The sequence below is a fragment of the Streptomyces spinosisporus genome, assembly GCF_022698145.1.
Lineage (GTDB): Bacteria > Actinomycetota > Actinomycetes > Streptomycetales > Streptomycetaceae > Streptomyces > Streptomyces spinosisporus.
The window spans coordinates 302,978-316,570 of record NZ_JALDAX010000003.1 but is presented as its reverse complement, the minus strand read 5'-3'; the positions used below and the strand labels follow the sequence as shown (position 1 = coordinate 316,570).

Here is a 13,593-nt window from a genome sequence, read left to right as displayed (position 1 = left end):
TATGCGGTGCTGGAGAGTCTTGGGTCGCTGACCGGCAGCCCATGGATCTACGCGATGGTGGCGCTGTCGGTGCTGCTGGACGTGTTCGTACCGGTCCTGCCGAGCGGCGTCCTGGTCATCACGGCGGCCACGGCGGCGGCCGCCGGTTCGGCGACCGGGCAGGTGCCGCACGCGGTGCCCGACATCCTGGCGCTGACGCTCTGCGCGGCCACCGCCTCCGTCCTCGGTGACCTGGTCGCCTACCGGCTGGCCTGGCGCGGCGGCGAACGCCTGGACCGGGCGATCGCCCGCTCGCGCCGGCTGACCACCGCGCAGGAACGTCTCGGCGCGGCGCTCGCCCGCGGCGGCGGGGCGCTGGTCATCATCGCCCGGTTCGCCCCGGCCGGCCGCTCCGTGGTCTCCCTCGGCGCGGGCGCCGCCCACCGCCGCGCCCGCGAGTTCCTCCCCTGGTCCGCCCTGGCGGGGCTGGCCTGGGCGACGTACAGCGTGGCGCTCGGCTACTACGGCGGCCAGTGGCTCGGCACGACCTGGCTGGCCACGGCGGTGTCGGTCCTCGCCCTCTTCGGAGCGGGCGCGGGAGCGGCGTACGTCATGCGGCGTCCGGCAAAGGTCTGAGGCCGGCCGCCGGCGCGGCAGGCAACGGGCCCGCGCTTTCCCTTTCGCAGCCTGTCCAGATTCTCAGCCTGTCCAGGCTTTCAGCCCGTCAGGCCCGTACCTTCTGACCTCGTATCTCCAGGCCGTCCAGCAGTTGGGCGGTGGCCTGTGCGATCGCGGTGACGGCCTGGTCGAAGACCTCCTGGTTGTGTGCGGCGGGGGCCCGGAAGCCGGACACCTTCCGCACGTACTGCAGGGCCGCGGCCCTGATCTCTTCCTCCGTCGCCTCTTCGGGCAACGCGGGCGGACGCAGCGTCTTGATGCTTCGGCACATGGGACAAGTCTCGCCCAACTCGCGTGCGCCTGTGATGGGTCATGCGGCAGGCGAAGGCGTCATGCGGCAGGCGAAGGCGTGACGACCGGCGGTGCGACGACCGGCGGGTTGAGGCGGGCGAAGCCTTCCTGGCGCTGGTAGGGGAAGTACGGGTAGGGCGCCGTCCTGGCACTCGCCGCGTCGAGTCTCGCCATCTGGTCGGGCGTGAGCATCCAGCCGACGGCACCGAGGTTCTGGCGGAGCTGCTCCTCGGTGCGGGCACCGATGATGACGGAGGAGACGGTCGGTCGCTGCAGCAGCCAGTTGATGGCGATCTGCGGAATGCTCCTGCCGGTCTCCTGCGCGACCTCGTCGAGGGCGTCGACCACGCGGTAGAGGTGTTCGTCCTCGACCGGCGGGCCGAACTGCGCGGTGCGGTGCAGTCGGCTGTCGGCCGGCAGCGGCCGGCCGCGGCGGACCTTGCCGGTGAGCCGACCCCAGCCGAGCGGGCTCCAGACGAGGGCTCCGAGACCCTGGTCGAGCCCGAGGGGCATCAGCTCCCATTCGTAGTCGCGGCCGATGAGTGAGTAGTAGACCTGGTGCGCGACATGGCGCGGGTGGCCGTATCTCTCCGCGACCGCAAGGGACTTCATCGCCTGCCAGCCGGAGAAGTTGGAGATGCCGAGGTAGCGGACCTTCCCCGCGCGTACGAGATCGTCGAGCGTGGACAGGACTTCCTCGATCGGCGTGCCGGCGTCGAAGGCGTGCAACTGGAACAGGTCGATGTGGTCGGTGCCGAGCCGGCGCAGGGCGTTCTCGCATGCGGTGATCAGACGTGAACGGGAGGAGCCCGCGTCGCCGGGGCAGTCGCCCGTCGGCAGGCCGGTCTTGGTGGACATGATCACCTGGTCCCTACGGCCCTTGATCGCCTCGCCGAGCACTTCCTCGGAGGCGCCGTCGGAATAGACATCGGCGGTGTCGAACATCGTGATCCCGGCGTCGAGGCAGATGTCCACGAGCCGGCGTGCTTCCCGCGCATCGGTGTTGCCCCAGGCACCGAACAGCGGCCCTCGGCCGCCGAAGGTGCCGGCGCCGAAGCTCAGTACGGGGACCTGCAGGCCGGATGTGCCGAGCCGCCTGTATTCCATGACAGTTCACCTCTCGTCACTCGCCGCCGAATCCGGCTAACGGGATCTCAGTTCCGTTAATATGGATCTCAACGTAGCAGGTGTGAGCGATTAACGAAACTGGAGTCCCGTTATGGGCTTTGAGGGTGCGGATCCGGGGACCGTCCGTCCGGGAGGGCGCACGGCGCGAGTGCGGGCAGCGGTGCTGCGGGCGGCCGGGGACGCCCTGGCGGAGCAGGGCTTCGCCCACCTGGACCTCACCGACGTCGCACGCCGCGCCGAGGTGGGCAAGACCACCGTCTACCGCCGCTGGGGAACGGTGACCGGCCTGGTGGCCGACCTGCTCCTGGACATGGCCGAGCAGTCACTGCCACGCACCGAGACCGGCTCACTGCTCGGCGACCTCAAGGCCAACGCCCGCCTCGTGCAGCGCACCTTGGCCGACCCGCGGCAGGGGGCGCTGTTCAAGGCGGTGATCGCGGCCGCCACGTGCGAGGCGAGGACAGCCGAAGCACTGCACCGCTTCTACGACATCCGCGTCACGGAGTGGGCCCCCTGCGTCCAACTGGCCATCGACCGGGGCGAAGTACCCGAGGGCACCGACACCCACGAGGTGATCCGCGCCGTCTCCGCCCCCCTCTACTACCGCCTGCTCACCACCGACGACCACCTCGACGAAGCCACAGCAGACCGGGCGGCCGAGGCAGCCGCTGCGGCGGCGCGTGCGGGGGTGTATGTGCGGGGGCACGAGGGTCGTACGTGAACCCCGGGAAGGAACTCGCATCCCAAATTCGAACAGGCGTAGCATTGCCGCGTGGCAGCGAGCTATGACTTTCCGAGTGACCTCCTGGCCGGTCAGGAGGAGCTGCATCAGGTCCGGGCCGAACTGTCGGCCCTGCTCAAGCGGCTCCCCTGGTCGGTGGAACCGCTGGACGGCTTCAGCGACGACAACGGCTGGCGCAAGGTGGAGCGCCCCGCCTCCCCGGGCTGGACGGAAGACGAACAGGCCGAGGTGGAAAAGCTCCGCCGACGCGAACACGAACTCGCCGTCTTCATCACCACCCACCGCTTCTGGGCAGAAATCACAGCCCCCGACCGCGTCGAGGCCCGCACAAGCCTGAAGCACGCCCAGGGCGCCTGACGCAAGAGGACCCCGGCCGCAATCGGCCGGGGTCCTCTTCACAACGTGGGCGCGGACGGTTTCGAACCGCCGACATCCTGCTTGTAAGGCAGGCGCTCTACCACTGAGCTACGCACCCGGGAACAGGTCGACAGCCTACATTGCCCGGGGCGCCCTCCCGCAATCCCGTATCAGGGGTCGGCCCGGGGGTTTACCCCACCCCGGATCCGGGAGCGGCCCGGATCCCGCTGCGGCCCTTCGCTCCGTACGTTCTAGAGGTCAGCACAGCCAGCGCCGTCCGAAGAGTTCGCGTTCGTGTCCCAGGGGGAGATCACCATGGTCCGTAGCACCGTCATCGCTCGCACCGCACTGGCCGTCGGGGGCGTGGTGGTTCTTGTCGGGGCGGCGACCGCTTGCGGGGCTTCCGCGGGGGACGACAAGGATCCTGATCATCGGGCGTTCGCGTTGGAGGGGCGCACTCTCGTGGTCGATTCGGACGACTCGGCGTTGGAGGTCGTCGCGGCGGACGGCAATGCGCCGGGGAAGGTCGAGGTCACCCGGTGGTTCCAGGGGACGGTCGCGTTCGGGAAGGACCCGAAGGTGTCCTGGTCCATGAAGGGCGACCGGCTCACCCTGCGCGTGAAGTGTTCCGGTGTCGTCGCCGACTGTTCGGCCAAGCACCGTGTCGAGGTGCCGCGCGGGGTCACCGTGAAGGTCGAGGACGGGGACGGGAGCGTGCGGGCGCGTGGGTTCGAGGACGCGTTGAACATCCGTACCGGCGACGGGTCCGTGCATGTCACGGACTCCAGCGGGCCGCTCACCCTGCGCACGGGTGACGGCTCGGTGCACGCCGAGGTCTCGTCGCGGACGGTGCGCGCCGAGACCGGCGACGGCTCCGTGCATCTCGAACTCGGCGCCGTGCCCGACCTGGTGGACTCCCGCAGCCACGACGGGTCCGTCACGATCGCGCTGCCGAAGTCCACGTACCGCGTGACCACGAAGACGGGTGACGGATCGGTGGATGTGTCCGTGCCACGCTCCGACTCCAGCAAGCATGTGGTGTCCGCCCGGTCCGGCGACGGCAAAGTCACGCTCAAGACGGCGAACTGACCGGCCCGTGTGTTCGTCCCTAACCGGTGGGAGAATGAAACGAGGCACCGGCCAGGACGGATGACAGCACGGGAGAGGGATGTGACGGCGACACCTTCGCAGCCGTACCGGCCGTCGGTGCCGTACGCACACCGCCCGGCGGTCAGGGACACCCTCGCTCTGCTCGCCCTGCCGCTGCTCGCCGCGCCGGTGCTGGCCGCAGCGTTCGCCGGCGGTGGCACCCGGCGCTGGTTCGGCGGCCGGTCGGAGAACCAGCGGGCCCAGGCGCAGGCGGCGAAGGACGCCGCGGCGGCGGCGTTCTACGAGCTGGACACCGCGCAGCGCGATCTGCGGATCTCGATAGAGACGATCATGGCGGTCGACGACACCCCGGCCGCCCGGCGCGCGGTGTCCGACTTCGAGGCGCTGGGCCGCCGTATCGACGAGGCGAGCCATCGCTACATCGACGCCGTCGACGCCCATGACCTCGACCGGGACGACCTGGAGGCCTCGGTCGCGGCCCAGGCGCGCACGCAACTCGCCCGGGCCAAGGACGAGCTCACGGACGTCAAGCGGGAGCTGGATCGTTTCGGTGAGGGGCTCGGGCCGCTCCTGGGCAAGGCGGAGACCCAGCTCGCCCGGCTGGCTCCGGCGGTCGAGCGGGCGCGGCAGGGGCTGCTGGCCGCGTCGAACGCCCTGGATGCCGTACGGGAGACGGGGCTCAAGGCGGACGATCTCGCCGCCCGGCTCGCCGCCCTCGCGCCGGAGCTGACGAAGCTCAACCAGGGCGCGGGCCAGCACGGGGTGCCGCAGACCGTGGAGCGGGCCGAGCGCGTGGCACGGGAGGCGGCGGCGGTCCGCGCGGAGGCGGAGCGGCTGCCGGAGCGGGCCGCCGAGATCGACCACCGGCTCGTCTCGCTGCGCACCCGCGCGCAGGCGCTGACGACGCGCGCCGGGCAGGTGGAGCCGGTGCTGAGCGAGCTGCGGCGGCGGTTCGTCGCCGCGTGCTGGCAGGATCTGCAGCATGTGCCGGACCAGGCCGGGGAGAACGTACGGCTGGCCGAGCAGAAGCTGAAGGAGGCCCAGGCCGCGCGGGACGACCAGCGCTGGCCGGACGCGACCGCGCTGCTGTCGACGGTGCGGGCGCTGCTGAACACGACCGACGAGTCCGTGTCGGCGGCCCGCGACCGGCTGCAGCGGCTGAACGCGGTGCAGAAGGATCCGCAGCAGGAGATCGACCGCACGCGTTTCGCGATCCGGGACGGGCAGCGGCTGGCGATGACGGGCCGGACCACCCCCGACCCGCGGCACGCACGTCCGCTGGACGAGGCGGTGGCCCGTCTGGAGCGGGCGATCGGCTCGCTGGAGGGCCGTCATCCCGACTACTGGCACTTCCTGACGGAGACCGACGCGGTACGGCAGAGCGTGGGGCGGGTGGTCGCGCAGATCCGGGAGGAGCGCGGGGGCGGGCACTGAGCCCACACCTCCATAGGCCTGTTCAGCTGCGGTAGGCGTAGTAGGCCGCCTTCGGGTTCGCGGCGATCAGGCTGGTCAGCGATCGCCGGTAGGTGTCGGCGCTGTGGTAGGTCAGATACGGGACGCCGCTCGCGCTGCGGTAGGTGGTCAGCATCGAGTGCTCCTTGGACCCGTTCTTGTCGAAGTCCAGCTGCAGCACGTCACCGATCTCCATCTGGTAGGCGTTCGCCAGTGGTGTCGTCCGACGGGCGGTCTGGGTGAACCAGGACCACTCGTTCACACCGATCCAGGTGAGGGACTCGCCCGACGCCTTGGAGTACCAAGTCCCGTACTCCGAGCCGGCTTTGGTGACCTGCTTCCACCCTCCGGCGTAGAGGGCCTGGCTGAGGAAGTTGGTGCAGTCCCCGCCGTCGCCGCCGTACTGGCGGTAGGCGGAGTTGTAGTACTTCCAGTGCTTCTCGGAGTACGTCGCCATCGCCGCGTACTTGTACCTGGCGCCCGTGCCGAGGTTCTTGGCGCGTGTGGGGGCCGGGTAGGTGATCGCGGCTCTGGGGGCGTCGATGACGTCGCTCGGGCGGGCCGTGGCCGGGACGGCCGGGGCGGCCATCTGGACGGGCGCGTTGAGGGGGCGGGGGCCCTGGTCGGTGAGGCGTTCACCGGTGAGCTGCCAGGTGCCGTCCGGGGCGGCGGCGAAGATGAGTTCGTGGTGGGCGACGAAGGCCGTGGTGTCGGGCTCGTCGCCGCGGATCTTCGCGTACGTCAGTGTGGAGTCCTCGGTGACCTGGGCGGTGGCGGTACGCCCTCGCACCTGGACGCTGTCGACGGTGACCTCGGTGTCGGAGCCGGTGTAGGCCTCGCCGGTCTCGGCCAGCCGGGTGCGGGTGTCGTGCAGGGATGCCAGGGCGGCGGCCTCGGTCTTCGCCGCGGCGGCCGCGAGCCGTACTGCGCCGGGTGCGCCGGTCGTCTTCGATGCCGTGCGGCCGGGCGGGGAATCTTCTACGAGGGCTGTCGTGCGGTCGGTGAACAGGGTGTTCGCTGCGCGGGCGAAGGCGTTGACGGTGGCTGCGGTCACTTCGGGGGTGGGGGTTCCCTTGGCGGGGGCCGAGTTCGCGGTGGACAGCGGGAGCAGCGCGGTGGAGAGGGACAGGGCGGCCAGGGCGGTGCGTCTCACTGGGGGCTCCTTGCAGCGGCGGGGTTCATCGGCCTTGTGTAGACCGCCCTGTGCTCCCGGTGCCGGTCGCCGCGCCGGAGGGGCCGTTAATCTGAGCGCATGCCTCGATATGAGTACCGCTGCCGGAGCTGCGGCGACACGTTTGAAGTCAGCCGGCCGATGGCTCAGTCCTCCGACCCGGCCGAGTGCCCTGCGGGGCATGCGGACACGGTGAAGCTGCTGTCGACGGTGGCTGTTGGCGGGACGTCGTCCGCCCCCGCGGCTCCGCAGGGCGGGGGCGGGGGCGGTTGTTGTGGTGGGGGGTGCTGCGGCTAGGGGCGGGTGCGTTGTCGGGTGCGGGTGGGTTGTGGCTGGTCGCGCAGTTCCCCGCGCCCCTGAGGGGCTTGAATACGCGCCTCCTTCAAAAGTTCCCGGAGGATTTGTTCTCCTGCCAGCACCCCTCGTTCGGGTAGGGCCGTGATGGCCGGGGCCGTCCAGTCGTCGTCCGCCAGTTCGCCGTGGCCGGGGCGCCAGCCTCGGTCGGCGGCGAGGAGGAGGTCGGCGTCCAGGAGGGAGTCGCCCGCGGCCAGGGTCAGGTCGGCGCCGGTGCGGTGGGCGACCTCCCTCATGGCCGCGCTCTTGGTGAGCGGCTTGGGGACGGCGTAGATCTTGCGGCCCTGCAGCGAGACCGTCCAGCCGCGGTTCTCCGCCCACACCGCGAGCTCCTTCACCCAGTCCTCGGGCAGCAGTTCGCGTTCGACGACGAGGTAGGCGAAGAGGTCCTCGGCGACCCGGTGCTTGCGCACCCAGGCCGGATCCGCCGTCGCGAGCAGATGGTCCCGCACCTCGTCCAGCGGCGCGCACTGCTCGGCGAGACGCGCCGTCACCTGCGTGTGCCAGTCCAGGTCGGAGACGCCGTCCACCATCAGATGGCCGCCGTTGGCGCAGATCGCGTACTTCGGCGGCGGGCCCGGCAGGTTGATGCGCTGATATTGCGTACGGGTCCGGGTCGTCGTCGGCACGAACACGGCCGCGTCGCCGAGTTCGGTCAGCAGCCCGGCCGCGGTCTCGGTCATGAAGGACAGTGGTCTGCTCTCGTGCACCTCGACACACAGCAGCCGGGGCGCCCGGGCGTCGGGCATGGTCAGCGCGAGGGCGGCCGCGGAGTAGATGAGCGTACGGTCGAGGTCGCTCGCCACCAGCACCGGCATCAGACGTTCACCGCCCTGCCGTCGGCGCCGGTCGCGCCGCGGGTGTAGCGCGGGTGGATCAACCCGACGCAGGTGTACGGCAGTTCGCCGACCTCCTCGACGGGGACGCCGCGCTGCCCGGCCAGCAGGCGTACGTGGTCGAGGTCGGCGCCCGCGTCGGCCCGCGCGAGTATCTTCCAGGGCACCCGGCGCAGCAGCACCCGTGTGGTCTCGCCGACGCCGGGCTTGACGAGGTTCACGTCGTGGATGCCGTATTCCTCGCTGATGCGCTCGACGGCCGCCCACCCTTCCCAGGTCGGCTCGCGGTCGCCGGACAGCAGCTCTTTGGCCTGCGCGTCGACGGCGTCGGCGACGTCCGGGAAGCGGGCGGCGACGGCGTCGAGGAAGTCCACCGAGACGTCGGCGCCGGCGAGTTCGCGGTAGAACTTGGCGCCGTGGAAGTCGTACGGGCCGACCAGGTCCGCGCGCAGCACGGTGCGCGATATCAGGCCCGAGACCGTGGAGTTGAGGCACGCGGAGGGGATGAGGAAGTCCTCGCGGGTGCCGTACGTCCGCACGCAGGAGCCCGGGTCGGCCAGCACCGCGATCTCCGGGTCGAAGCCGGTGATGCCGTCGGAGGCCTCGAACTCCTCGATCGCGGCGGCCAGTTCACGGGTGATGGCGCCCTTGCCGGTCCAGCCGTCGACGAACACGACGTCGGCCGGGTCGTGGTGGGCGGCCAGCCAGCGCAGGGCGTTGGCGTCGATGCCGCGGCCGCGCACGATGGAGACGGCGTAGTGCGGCAGGTCGATCCCGTGCCGGAACTGCGCCCAGCGGCGCATCAGGACGCCGACGGGGGTGCCCGCGCGGGCCAGCGACACCAGGACGGGGCGGGGCGAGCGCTCGGCGAGCACGATCTCGGTGACGGCGCCGACCGCCTGCGCGATCCGGGTGGAGGCCGTCTTCAGGGCCGCGTGGTACAGCTCCTGGTACTGCTCGCTCGGCTGGTACTCGACGGGCAGCGACTCGGCGTAGTGCGCGCCGCCGCTCTGGATGGCCTCCTCGCGCTCCTCCGTCGGCGCCTCCAGTGTGACGTCCGAGAGGTCCTGCAGCAGCCAGCCGACCTCCTCGGGGGCGTACGAGGAGAAGGCGGGGCCGCGGAGGGGCTCGGGCAGCATGGCGGGCCTTTCGGGGACGTACGAGGGCACGACCGCGAGGACGGCGTGCGGGGTGTGCTCCGCCAGCTTGGCCAACAGGCCGTCGGGCGCGTGCAGTTCGGGGGTGTCCGCGGTCGAGTCGACCACGGCTATCACGGCGTCGAAGCCGGCGCCCGCGACGTTGTACGCGTACCGCTCGCCGGGGCCGTCGGCCGGGTTGTCGTGGGCGGGGAACACGATGCGGCTGCGTATCGCGTAGCCGGGGTCGTCGACGGCGAGGACCGGTGAGCGTGTGGTCGTCGAGTAGCGGACCTCGGCGTCGATGACCTGCTCCAGCTCTCGGGCGAGTCGGAGGGGGGCGTACATCAACTCCTCGAAGCCAAGTGTCAGTACGCGGCCGGCGTCGGTCGGGAGTGCCTCTGCGAGGCGGGCTGCCATGGCGGGGAGGGCGGCTTCGAGTTGTGTTCGGTGGGCCGGGGTGAAGCCGTGACGGCCGCCGTCGGGGAGGTTGCGGGGCCACAGGAGGTCGATGCGCTTGATTGCCGGGTGCGGGTGGTTCGTGGCTGGTCGCGCAGTTCCCCGCGCCCCTGAAGAACCGGGGGTACTCGCAGCCTCGTACCGCGCCACCAGCTCCCGCCCCTTTTCCAGGACCCTCTCGGGCAATCGCACCGTCCCCGAGGCGGCGGCGACGAGGTCGACCCGCGCACCGATCTCCTCCGCGAAGTCCGCGAGGCGACCCGCGTCGGCGGGTGAGCGCATGTCGACGAGGGCGACCACCACGTATCGTCGGCGCGGGTAGCGGGTGTGCAGGTCCCGGACGGTGTTCAGCACTGTGTTTCCGGTGGAGAACTCGTCGTCGACCAGCACCAGCGGCCCGTCCCCGGCCAGCAGCGCGGCATCCTCCGGCAGCAGCAGATGGGACGTCGCGTGGGAGTGGGATTCCTCGAAGCCGCCGGCGGGCGTCACCCCTGCGACCGGGCGGCGGGTGGAGTGCAGATAGGGCGCGAGTCCGATTCCGTCGGCGACCGAGTGGCCGAGTCCCGTGGCCGTCTCCGCGTACCCGAGCACGACCGCGTCCGCGGCCTCCTCGCCGAGCAGGTCCCGCACGCGGCGGCCGAGGGCGTAGCCGTATCCGTAGACGACGGCCGGTGACTGCGGTACGTGCTTGCCGAGCACGTGGGAGACCAGCAGATGGGCCCGCTTGGGGTTGCGCCGCAGCGCCAGCCCGAGCAGGTCGGTCAGCTTGTCGTCGCCCACGAGTTCGACGCCGAGCCGCTCTGCGACCCAGCTGCCGGACCAGACCCCGTTGTTCACTGCGTTGATGATGCGTCCCTAGATAGTGAGGCTCAGCCGGTGACGCCGGCGGCGAGCAGGTCCACGAAGCTGACGTCCTCGCGTGCGACGCCGAAGGCCTCGGCGCGCAGCAGGGTCCGCTCCGCCCAGGCGCGGTGCGGCTTCACCTCGTTCATCTTGTTCGTGTACGCCGATCTGAGCACACCCCCGCCGCCGCTTTCCGGCCGCAGGATGTCCGAGGCGTCCCGGAACTCTTCGTGACTGACCACGGACAGTGCGTGCACGGGCAGTACGTGGGAGGGGTGGATGCAGGTCTTGCCCAGCAGGCCGTTGGCCTGGTCCAGGGAGATCTCCCGCAGCAGCCCGTCCATGGCGTGCTCGATCAGTTTCTCGCGCAGCTCGACGGCCTGCCCCTCGAGGAAGGGGCTGGTGCGCAGCATCGGCTTGAACATGCGCTCCGGCACCCGGAAGTACTCCCACACGGGCCCGGTCACGGTGAACCCGGTGCCGTCGACGCGCCCGAGCAGATTCACCACGTCGGAGATCACGGAGGCGACGACATGGACGTCGTAGGCCGTCATGTCGGGGGCCCGGCGCAGGCCGTAGGTGGAGCAGAAGTCGGTCACTCCGAGGCGCAGGGCGAGCACGCGGTCGCGGTACTTGTCGACGACGCGGGCGATGCCCTCCAGGCTCTCCACCCGCGTCTCGCGGTAGAGGAGCTCGGGCGACTCCAGCACCGGCATGGCGAACAGCCGCTGCCCGCTCGCGGCCTCGGCGCTCGCCAGGGCCTCCAGGAAGGGGATGCCGCGCTCCGCGGTGAACTTGGGGAGGACGAATCCCGAGAGCAGACGGACGGACGGGCCGAGCCGCTCGACGAGGTCGGGGATCTGCTCGGGCGTGCGGACGCGGATGAACAGCAGCGGGAGGTCGGCCCCGCGGCGCTTGTGCAGCGCGGTGAACTGGCGGACGAGGTTCTCCTCGCCTGCCGCGACGTCCGCGTCGTCGATCGAGTCCTCCAGGCACAGCACCATGGAGACCACACCGCGCTCGGCCTGCTTGACGATGTCGTCGGCGAGCTGGGGCCGGGTGGCGGGGCTGTAGAGGGTGGCGCCCAGGGCCGCGGCGAGCAGCCGGGCCGGGGAGTCCGTGCTGAACTCGCACGGCTCCTGATGGAAGAGGCGCTGACGCACCTCAGGGGCAAGATGCCCGAAATGACGCATTGGACTCCCCCGTGGCGCAAGGTAAGGCTGTGGATTCGGTAAATAGGTGGCCGGTAATAGTACGTAGAGACCCATGTCGGGGGTTCCCGCCGGGCATGAATTTCTGGTAACTCGGCCATGTCGACGGCGATTCGGCACACCGTTTCCACGGCCGCGGTACTCCCACCCCGCGTTGTCGTGACCAGGACCGAGAGGGCAGGATGACCGCATGACGCACGCGATGCTGAAGGGGTCGAACGTCCCGCTCGAGGCCACCACGGTGCGTGCCGTGCTGCGCTGGACACCCGGGCAGGGGGTCCCGGACGTCGACGCCTCGGCGCTGCTCCTCGGCCCCGACGGTCGTGTGCGCTCCGACGAGGACTTCGTCTTCTACAACCAGCCCCGGCATCCGTCCGGGAAGGCGCGGTGGCTCGGAAAGAAGCGGGTCACCGACGGTCTCACCGACACGATCCAGACAGATCTGGCCGGAGTCGAGGCGGATGTCAGCCGTATTCTTCTGGTCGCTTCGGCGGACGACGTCACCTTCGACCGTGTCCAGGCGCTGCGCATCCTGCTGTACGACGCGGCAGGCGGCGACGAGCCGCTGCTGCACTTCGACATCAAGCCGGAGACGGGCCAGGAGACCGCCCTGATCTGCGGTGAGCTCTACCGCCGGGACGGGATGTGGAAGTTCCGCGCCCTGGGCGAGGGCTATTCGAACGGCCTGAAGGGGCTGGCCACCGAGTTCGGCATCTCGGTGGACGAGTCGGAGATGCCCGCCGAGCCGGCCCCGCAGACGGCCCCGGCCCTCGCGCCCGAGTTCTCCCAGCCTCTTCCGCCCGAGCAGCCCACGGCGGTCCCCGTCCAGCCCGCCTACGGCTATCCCCAGCAGCCACCCGCCACCCAGCCCGCCTACGGCTATCCGCAGCCCGCGGCGGCCGGCGCCCCCTCCGGCTACGGCTACCCGCCGCCGGTGACGGCCGTACCGGACCCGGACTTCCGCCTGCCGCCGCAGGGGCCGCAGTTCATCGGCCGCTAGCGCGTCCCCGCGCGTTCAGCGGTCCACCTTGGACTTGTATCCCCGGCCCCACTGCAGCCCCCAGCCGTACAGCCGGTCCAGCTCGGCCTGGAAGCCGTAGACGAACTTCACCTCGCGGCGTACGACCAGCTCGCCCTTGACGTTCTCGATCATCACGACGGCGCAGGAGCGGGCCTGCGGGTGGCGTTCGTCGAGGTGGATCTCGATGCGCGGGCCGTTGCTCGGGTAGAGCGTGACGATCGCGTGCGTACGGTCGAAGGCGGGCGTCTGGTCGTAAATGTACACGAAGACCAGGAGCCGTTTTATCTGCTCGCGGTGGTCGAGGTTGACGTACATCGTCTCGCCGGACGCCGATCCGAACCGGTCGTCGCCGCTGAGCTTGACGTACGGCGCCGCGTTCACGTCGCCGAAGTAGCCGCCGAGCGGCTGTACGACCCCCTTCGTGCCGTCCTGGAGCTCATAGAGGCAGCCCAGGTCGAGGTCGACGTTGACCATGCTCTGGCCGTGCCCCATGATCTCGGCGGGCTTGAGCGCCTTGAAGGGGTGGCGGAACAGGGACTCGCGCGGGGAGCCGCCGATGTCGGAGGTGCGCATCCGCCAGCTCAGGTTGACCCGGAGATGGCCCGTGGCCGCGCCCTGCTTGGTGAGTGAGACCTGGTGGTGCCGTTTGGTCAGCTCGATGGCGTTGGTGGCCGCGTTGCCCGAGTCGAAGTCGGTCTCGCGCCCGCCCCACAGTCCGTCCAAGAAGCCCATTTCCGCCCCCAGAATCACCCGGGTCCCGCAGAACCCGGACTGCCCTCGCACAACCGGCGGGGCGGCCGGAGGCCCGGCCGCCCCGCACAGAGC

14 protein-coding genes and 1 tRNA gene are annotated in these 13,593 nt (G+C 70.8%); 7 read left to right on the top strand and 8 right to left on the bottom strand.

The window, feature by feature from the left end; translation table 11 throughout:
- Positions 1-6 precede the first annotated feature (6 nt).
- Positions 7-615: a DedA family protein gene (locus tag MQN93_RS09630; protein WP_016435518.1), complete on the top strand. Its 609-nt coding sequence runs from the start codon at positions 7-9 to the stop codon at positions 613-615.
- A gap of 88 nt (positions 616-703) precedes the next feature.
- Here MQN93_RS09630 and MQN93_RS09625 read toward each other — a convergent pair whose 3' ends face one another.
- Positions 704-928 carry a DUF2277 domain-containing protein gene (locus tag MQN93_RS09625; RefSeq protein ID WP_016435517.1) on the bottom strand — a complete coding sequence of 75 codons (225 nt, stop codon included), beginning with the start codon at positions 926-928 and terminating at the stop codon, positions 704-706.
- A gap of 59 nt (positions 929-987) precedes the next feature.
- Complete coding sequence (locus MQN93_RS09620; protein ID WP_242709112.1) at positions 988-2,055, bottom strand: aldo/keto reductase; 1,068 nt, start codon at positions 2,053-2,055, stop codon at positions 988-990.
- Between the two features lie 112 nt (positions 2,056-2,167).
- Here MQN93_RS09620 and MQN93_RS09615 point away from each other — a divergent pair, with 112 nt between their 5' ends.
- Together MQN93_RS09615 and MQN93_RS09610 are read left to right on the top strand one after the other, a co-directional pair.
- A complete protein-coding gene (locus MQN93_RS09615; protein WP_242709111.1) occupies positions 2,168-2,797 on the top strand; it encodes a TetR/AcrR family transcriptional regulator in 630 nt (209 codons plus the stop codon).
- 51 nt (positions 2,798-2,848) lie between these two features.
- Complete coding sequence (locus MQN93_RS09610) at positions 2,849-3,175, top strand: DUF8825 domain-containing protein (RefSeq protein ID WP_242709110.1); 327 nt, start codon at positions 2,849-2,851, stop codon at positions 3,173-3,175.
- A gap of 46 nt (positions 3,176-3,221) precedes the next feature.
- Here the strand turns inward: MQN93_RS09610 and MQN93_RS09605 are convergent.
- Positions 3,222-3,293: transfer RNA gene (locus MQN93_RS09605), tRNA-Val, on the bottom strand.
- Positions 3,294-3,490: 197 nt separating this feature from the next.
- On the opposite strand from MQN93_RS09605, the gene MQN93_RS09600 reads away from it, so the two are divergent.
- On the top strand, positions 3,491-4,264 hold the full coding sequence (locus MQN93_RS09600; protein WP_016435513.1) for a DUF4097 family beta strand repeat-containing protein: 774 nt from the start codon (positions 3,491-3,493) through the stop codon (positions 4,262-4,264).
- 81 nt (positions 4,265-4,345) lie between these two features.
- Positions 4,346-5,719 carry a hypothetical protein gene (locus tag MQN93_RS09595; RefSeq protein ID WP_242709109.1) on the top strand — a complete coding sequence of 458 codons (1,374 nt, stop codon included), beginning with the start codon at positions 4,346-4,348 and terminating at the stop codon, positions 5,717-5,719.
- A 22-nt stretch (positions 5,720-5,741) separates the two neighbouring features.
- Here MQN93_RS09595 and MQN93_RS09590 read toward each other — a convergent pair whose 3' ends face one another.
- On the bottom strand, positions 5,742-6,890 hold the full coding sequence (locus MQN93_RS09590) for an amidase domain-containing protein (protein ID WP_242709108.1): 1,149 nt from the start codon (positions 6,888-6,890) through the stop codon (positions 5,742-5,744).
- A 99-nt stretch (positions 6,891-6,989) separates the two neighbouring features.
- Between MQN93_RS09590 and MQN93_RS09585 the strand changes: the two genes are divergently transcribed.
- Complete coding sequence (locus MQN93_RS09585) at positions 6,990-7,205, top strand: FmdB family zinc ribbon protein (RefSeq protein WP_037782505.1); 216 nt, start codon at positions 6,990-6,992, stop codon at positions 7,203-7,205.
- Here MQN93_RS09585 and MQN93_RS09580 read toward each other — a convergent pair.
- The 3 genes from MQN93_RS09580 to MQN93_RS09570 are packed head-to-tail and all read right to left on the bottom strand — an operon-like array spanning position 7,202 to position 11,729.
- Positions 7,202-8,080, bottom strand: coding sequence for an HAD family hydrolase (locus tag MQN93_RS09580; RefSeq protein ID WP_242709107.1), 879 nt, complete (start codon positions 8,078-8,080; stop codon positions 7,202-7,204). The genes MQN93_RS09585 and MQN93_RS09580 overlap by 4 nt on opposite strands.
- The gene (locus MQN93_RS09575) at positions 8,080-10,542 is read right to left on the bottom strand and encodes a phosphoribosyltransferase (RefSeq protein WP_242709400.1); all 2,463 of its coding nucleotides are present in this window, start codon (positions 10,540-10,542) and stop codon (positions 8,080-8,082) included. The genes MQN93_RS09580 and MQN93_RS09575 overlap by 1 nt, the downstream gene beginning before the upstream one ends.
- A 20-nt stretch (positions 10,543-10,562) precedes the next feature.
- Complete coding sequence (locus MQN93_RS09570; protein WP_016435508.1) at positions 10,563-11,729, bottom strand: HpcH/HpaI aldolase/citrate lyase family protein; 1,167 nt, start codon at positions 11,727-11,729, stop codon at positions 10,563-10,565.
- Between the two features lie 208 nt (positions 11,730-11,937).
- On the opposite strand from MQN93_RS09570, the gene MQN93_RS09565 reads away from it, so the two are divergent.
- The gene (locus MQN93_RS09565; protein WP_242709106.1) at positions 11,938-12,747 is read left to right on the top strand and encodes a TerD family protein; all 810 of its coding nucleotides are present in this window, start codon (positions 11,938-11,940) and stop codon (positions 12,745-12,747) included.
- 15 nt (positions 12,748-12,762) lie between these two features.
- Here MQN93_RS09565 and MQN93_RS09560 read toward each other — a convergent pair whose 3' ends face one another.
- Positions 12,763-13,500 carry a TerD family protein gene (locus MQN93_RS09560; protein WP_016435506.1) on the bottom strand — a complete coding sequence of 246 codons (738 nt, stop codon included), beginning with the start codon at positions 13,498-13,500 and terminating at the stop codon, positions 12,763-12,765.
- Positions 13,501-13,593: the final 93 nt, after the last annotated feature.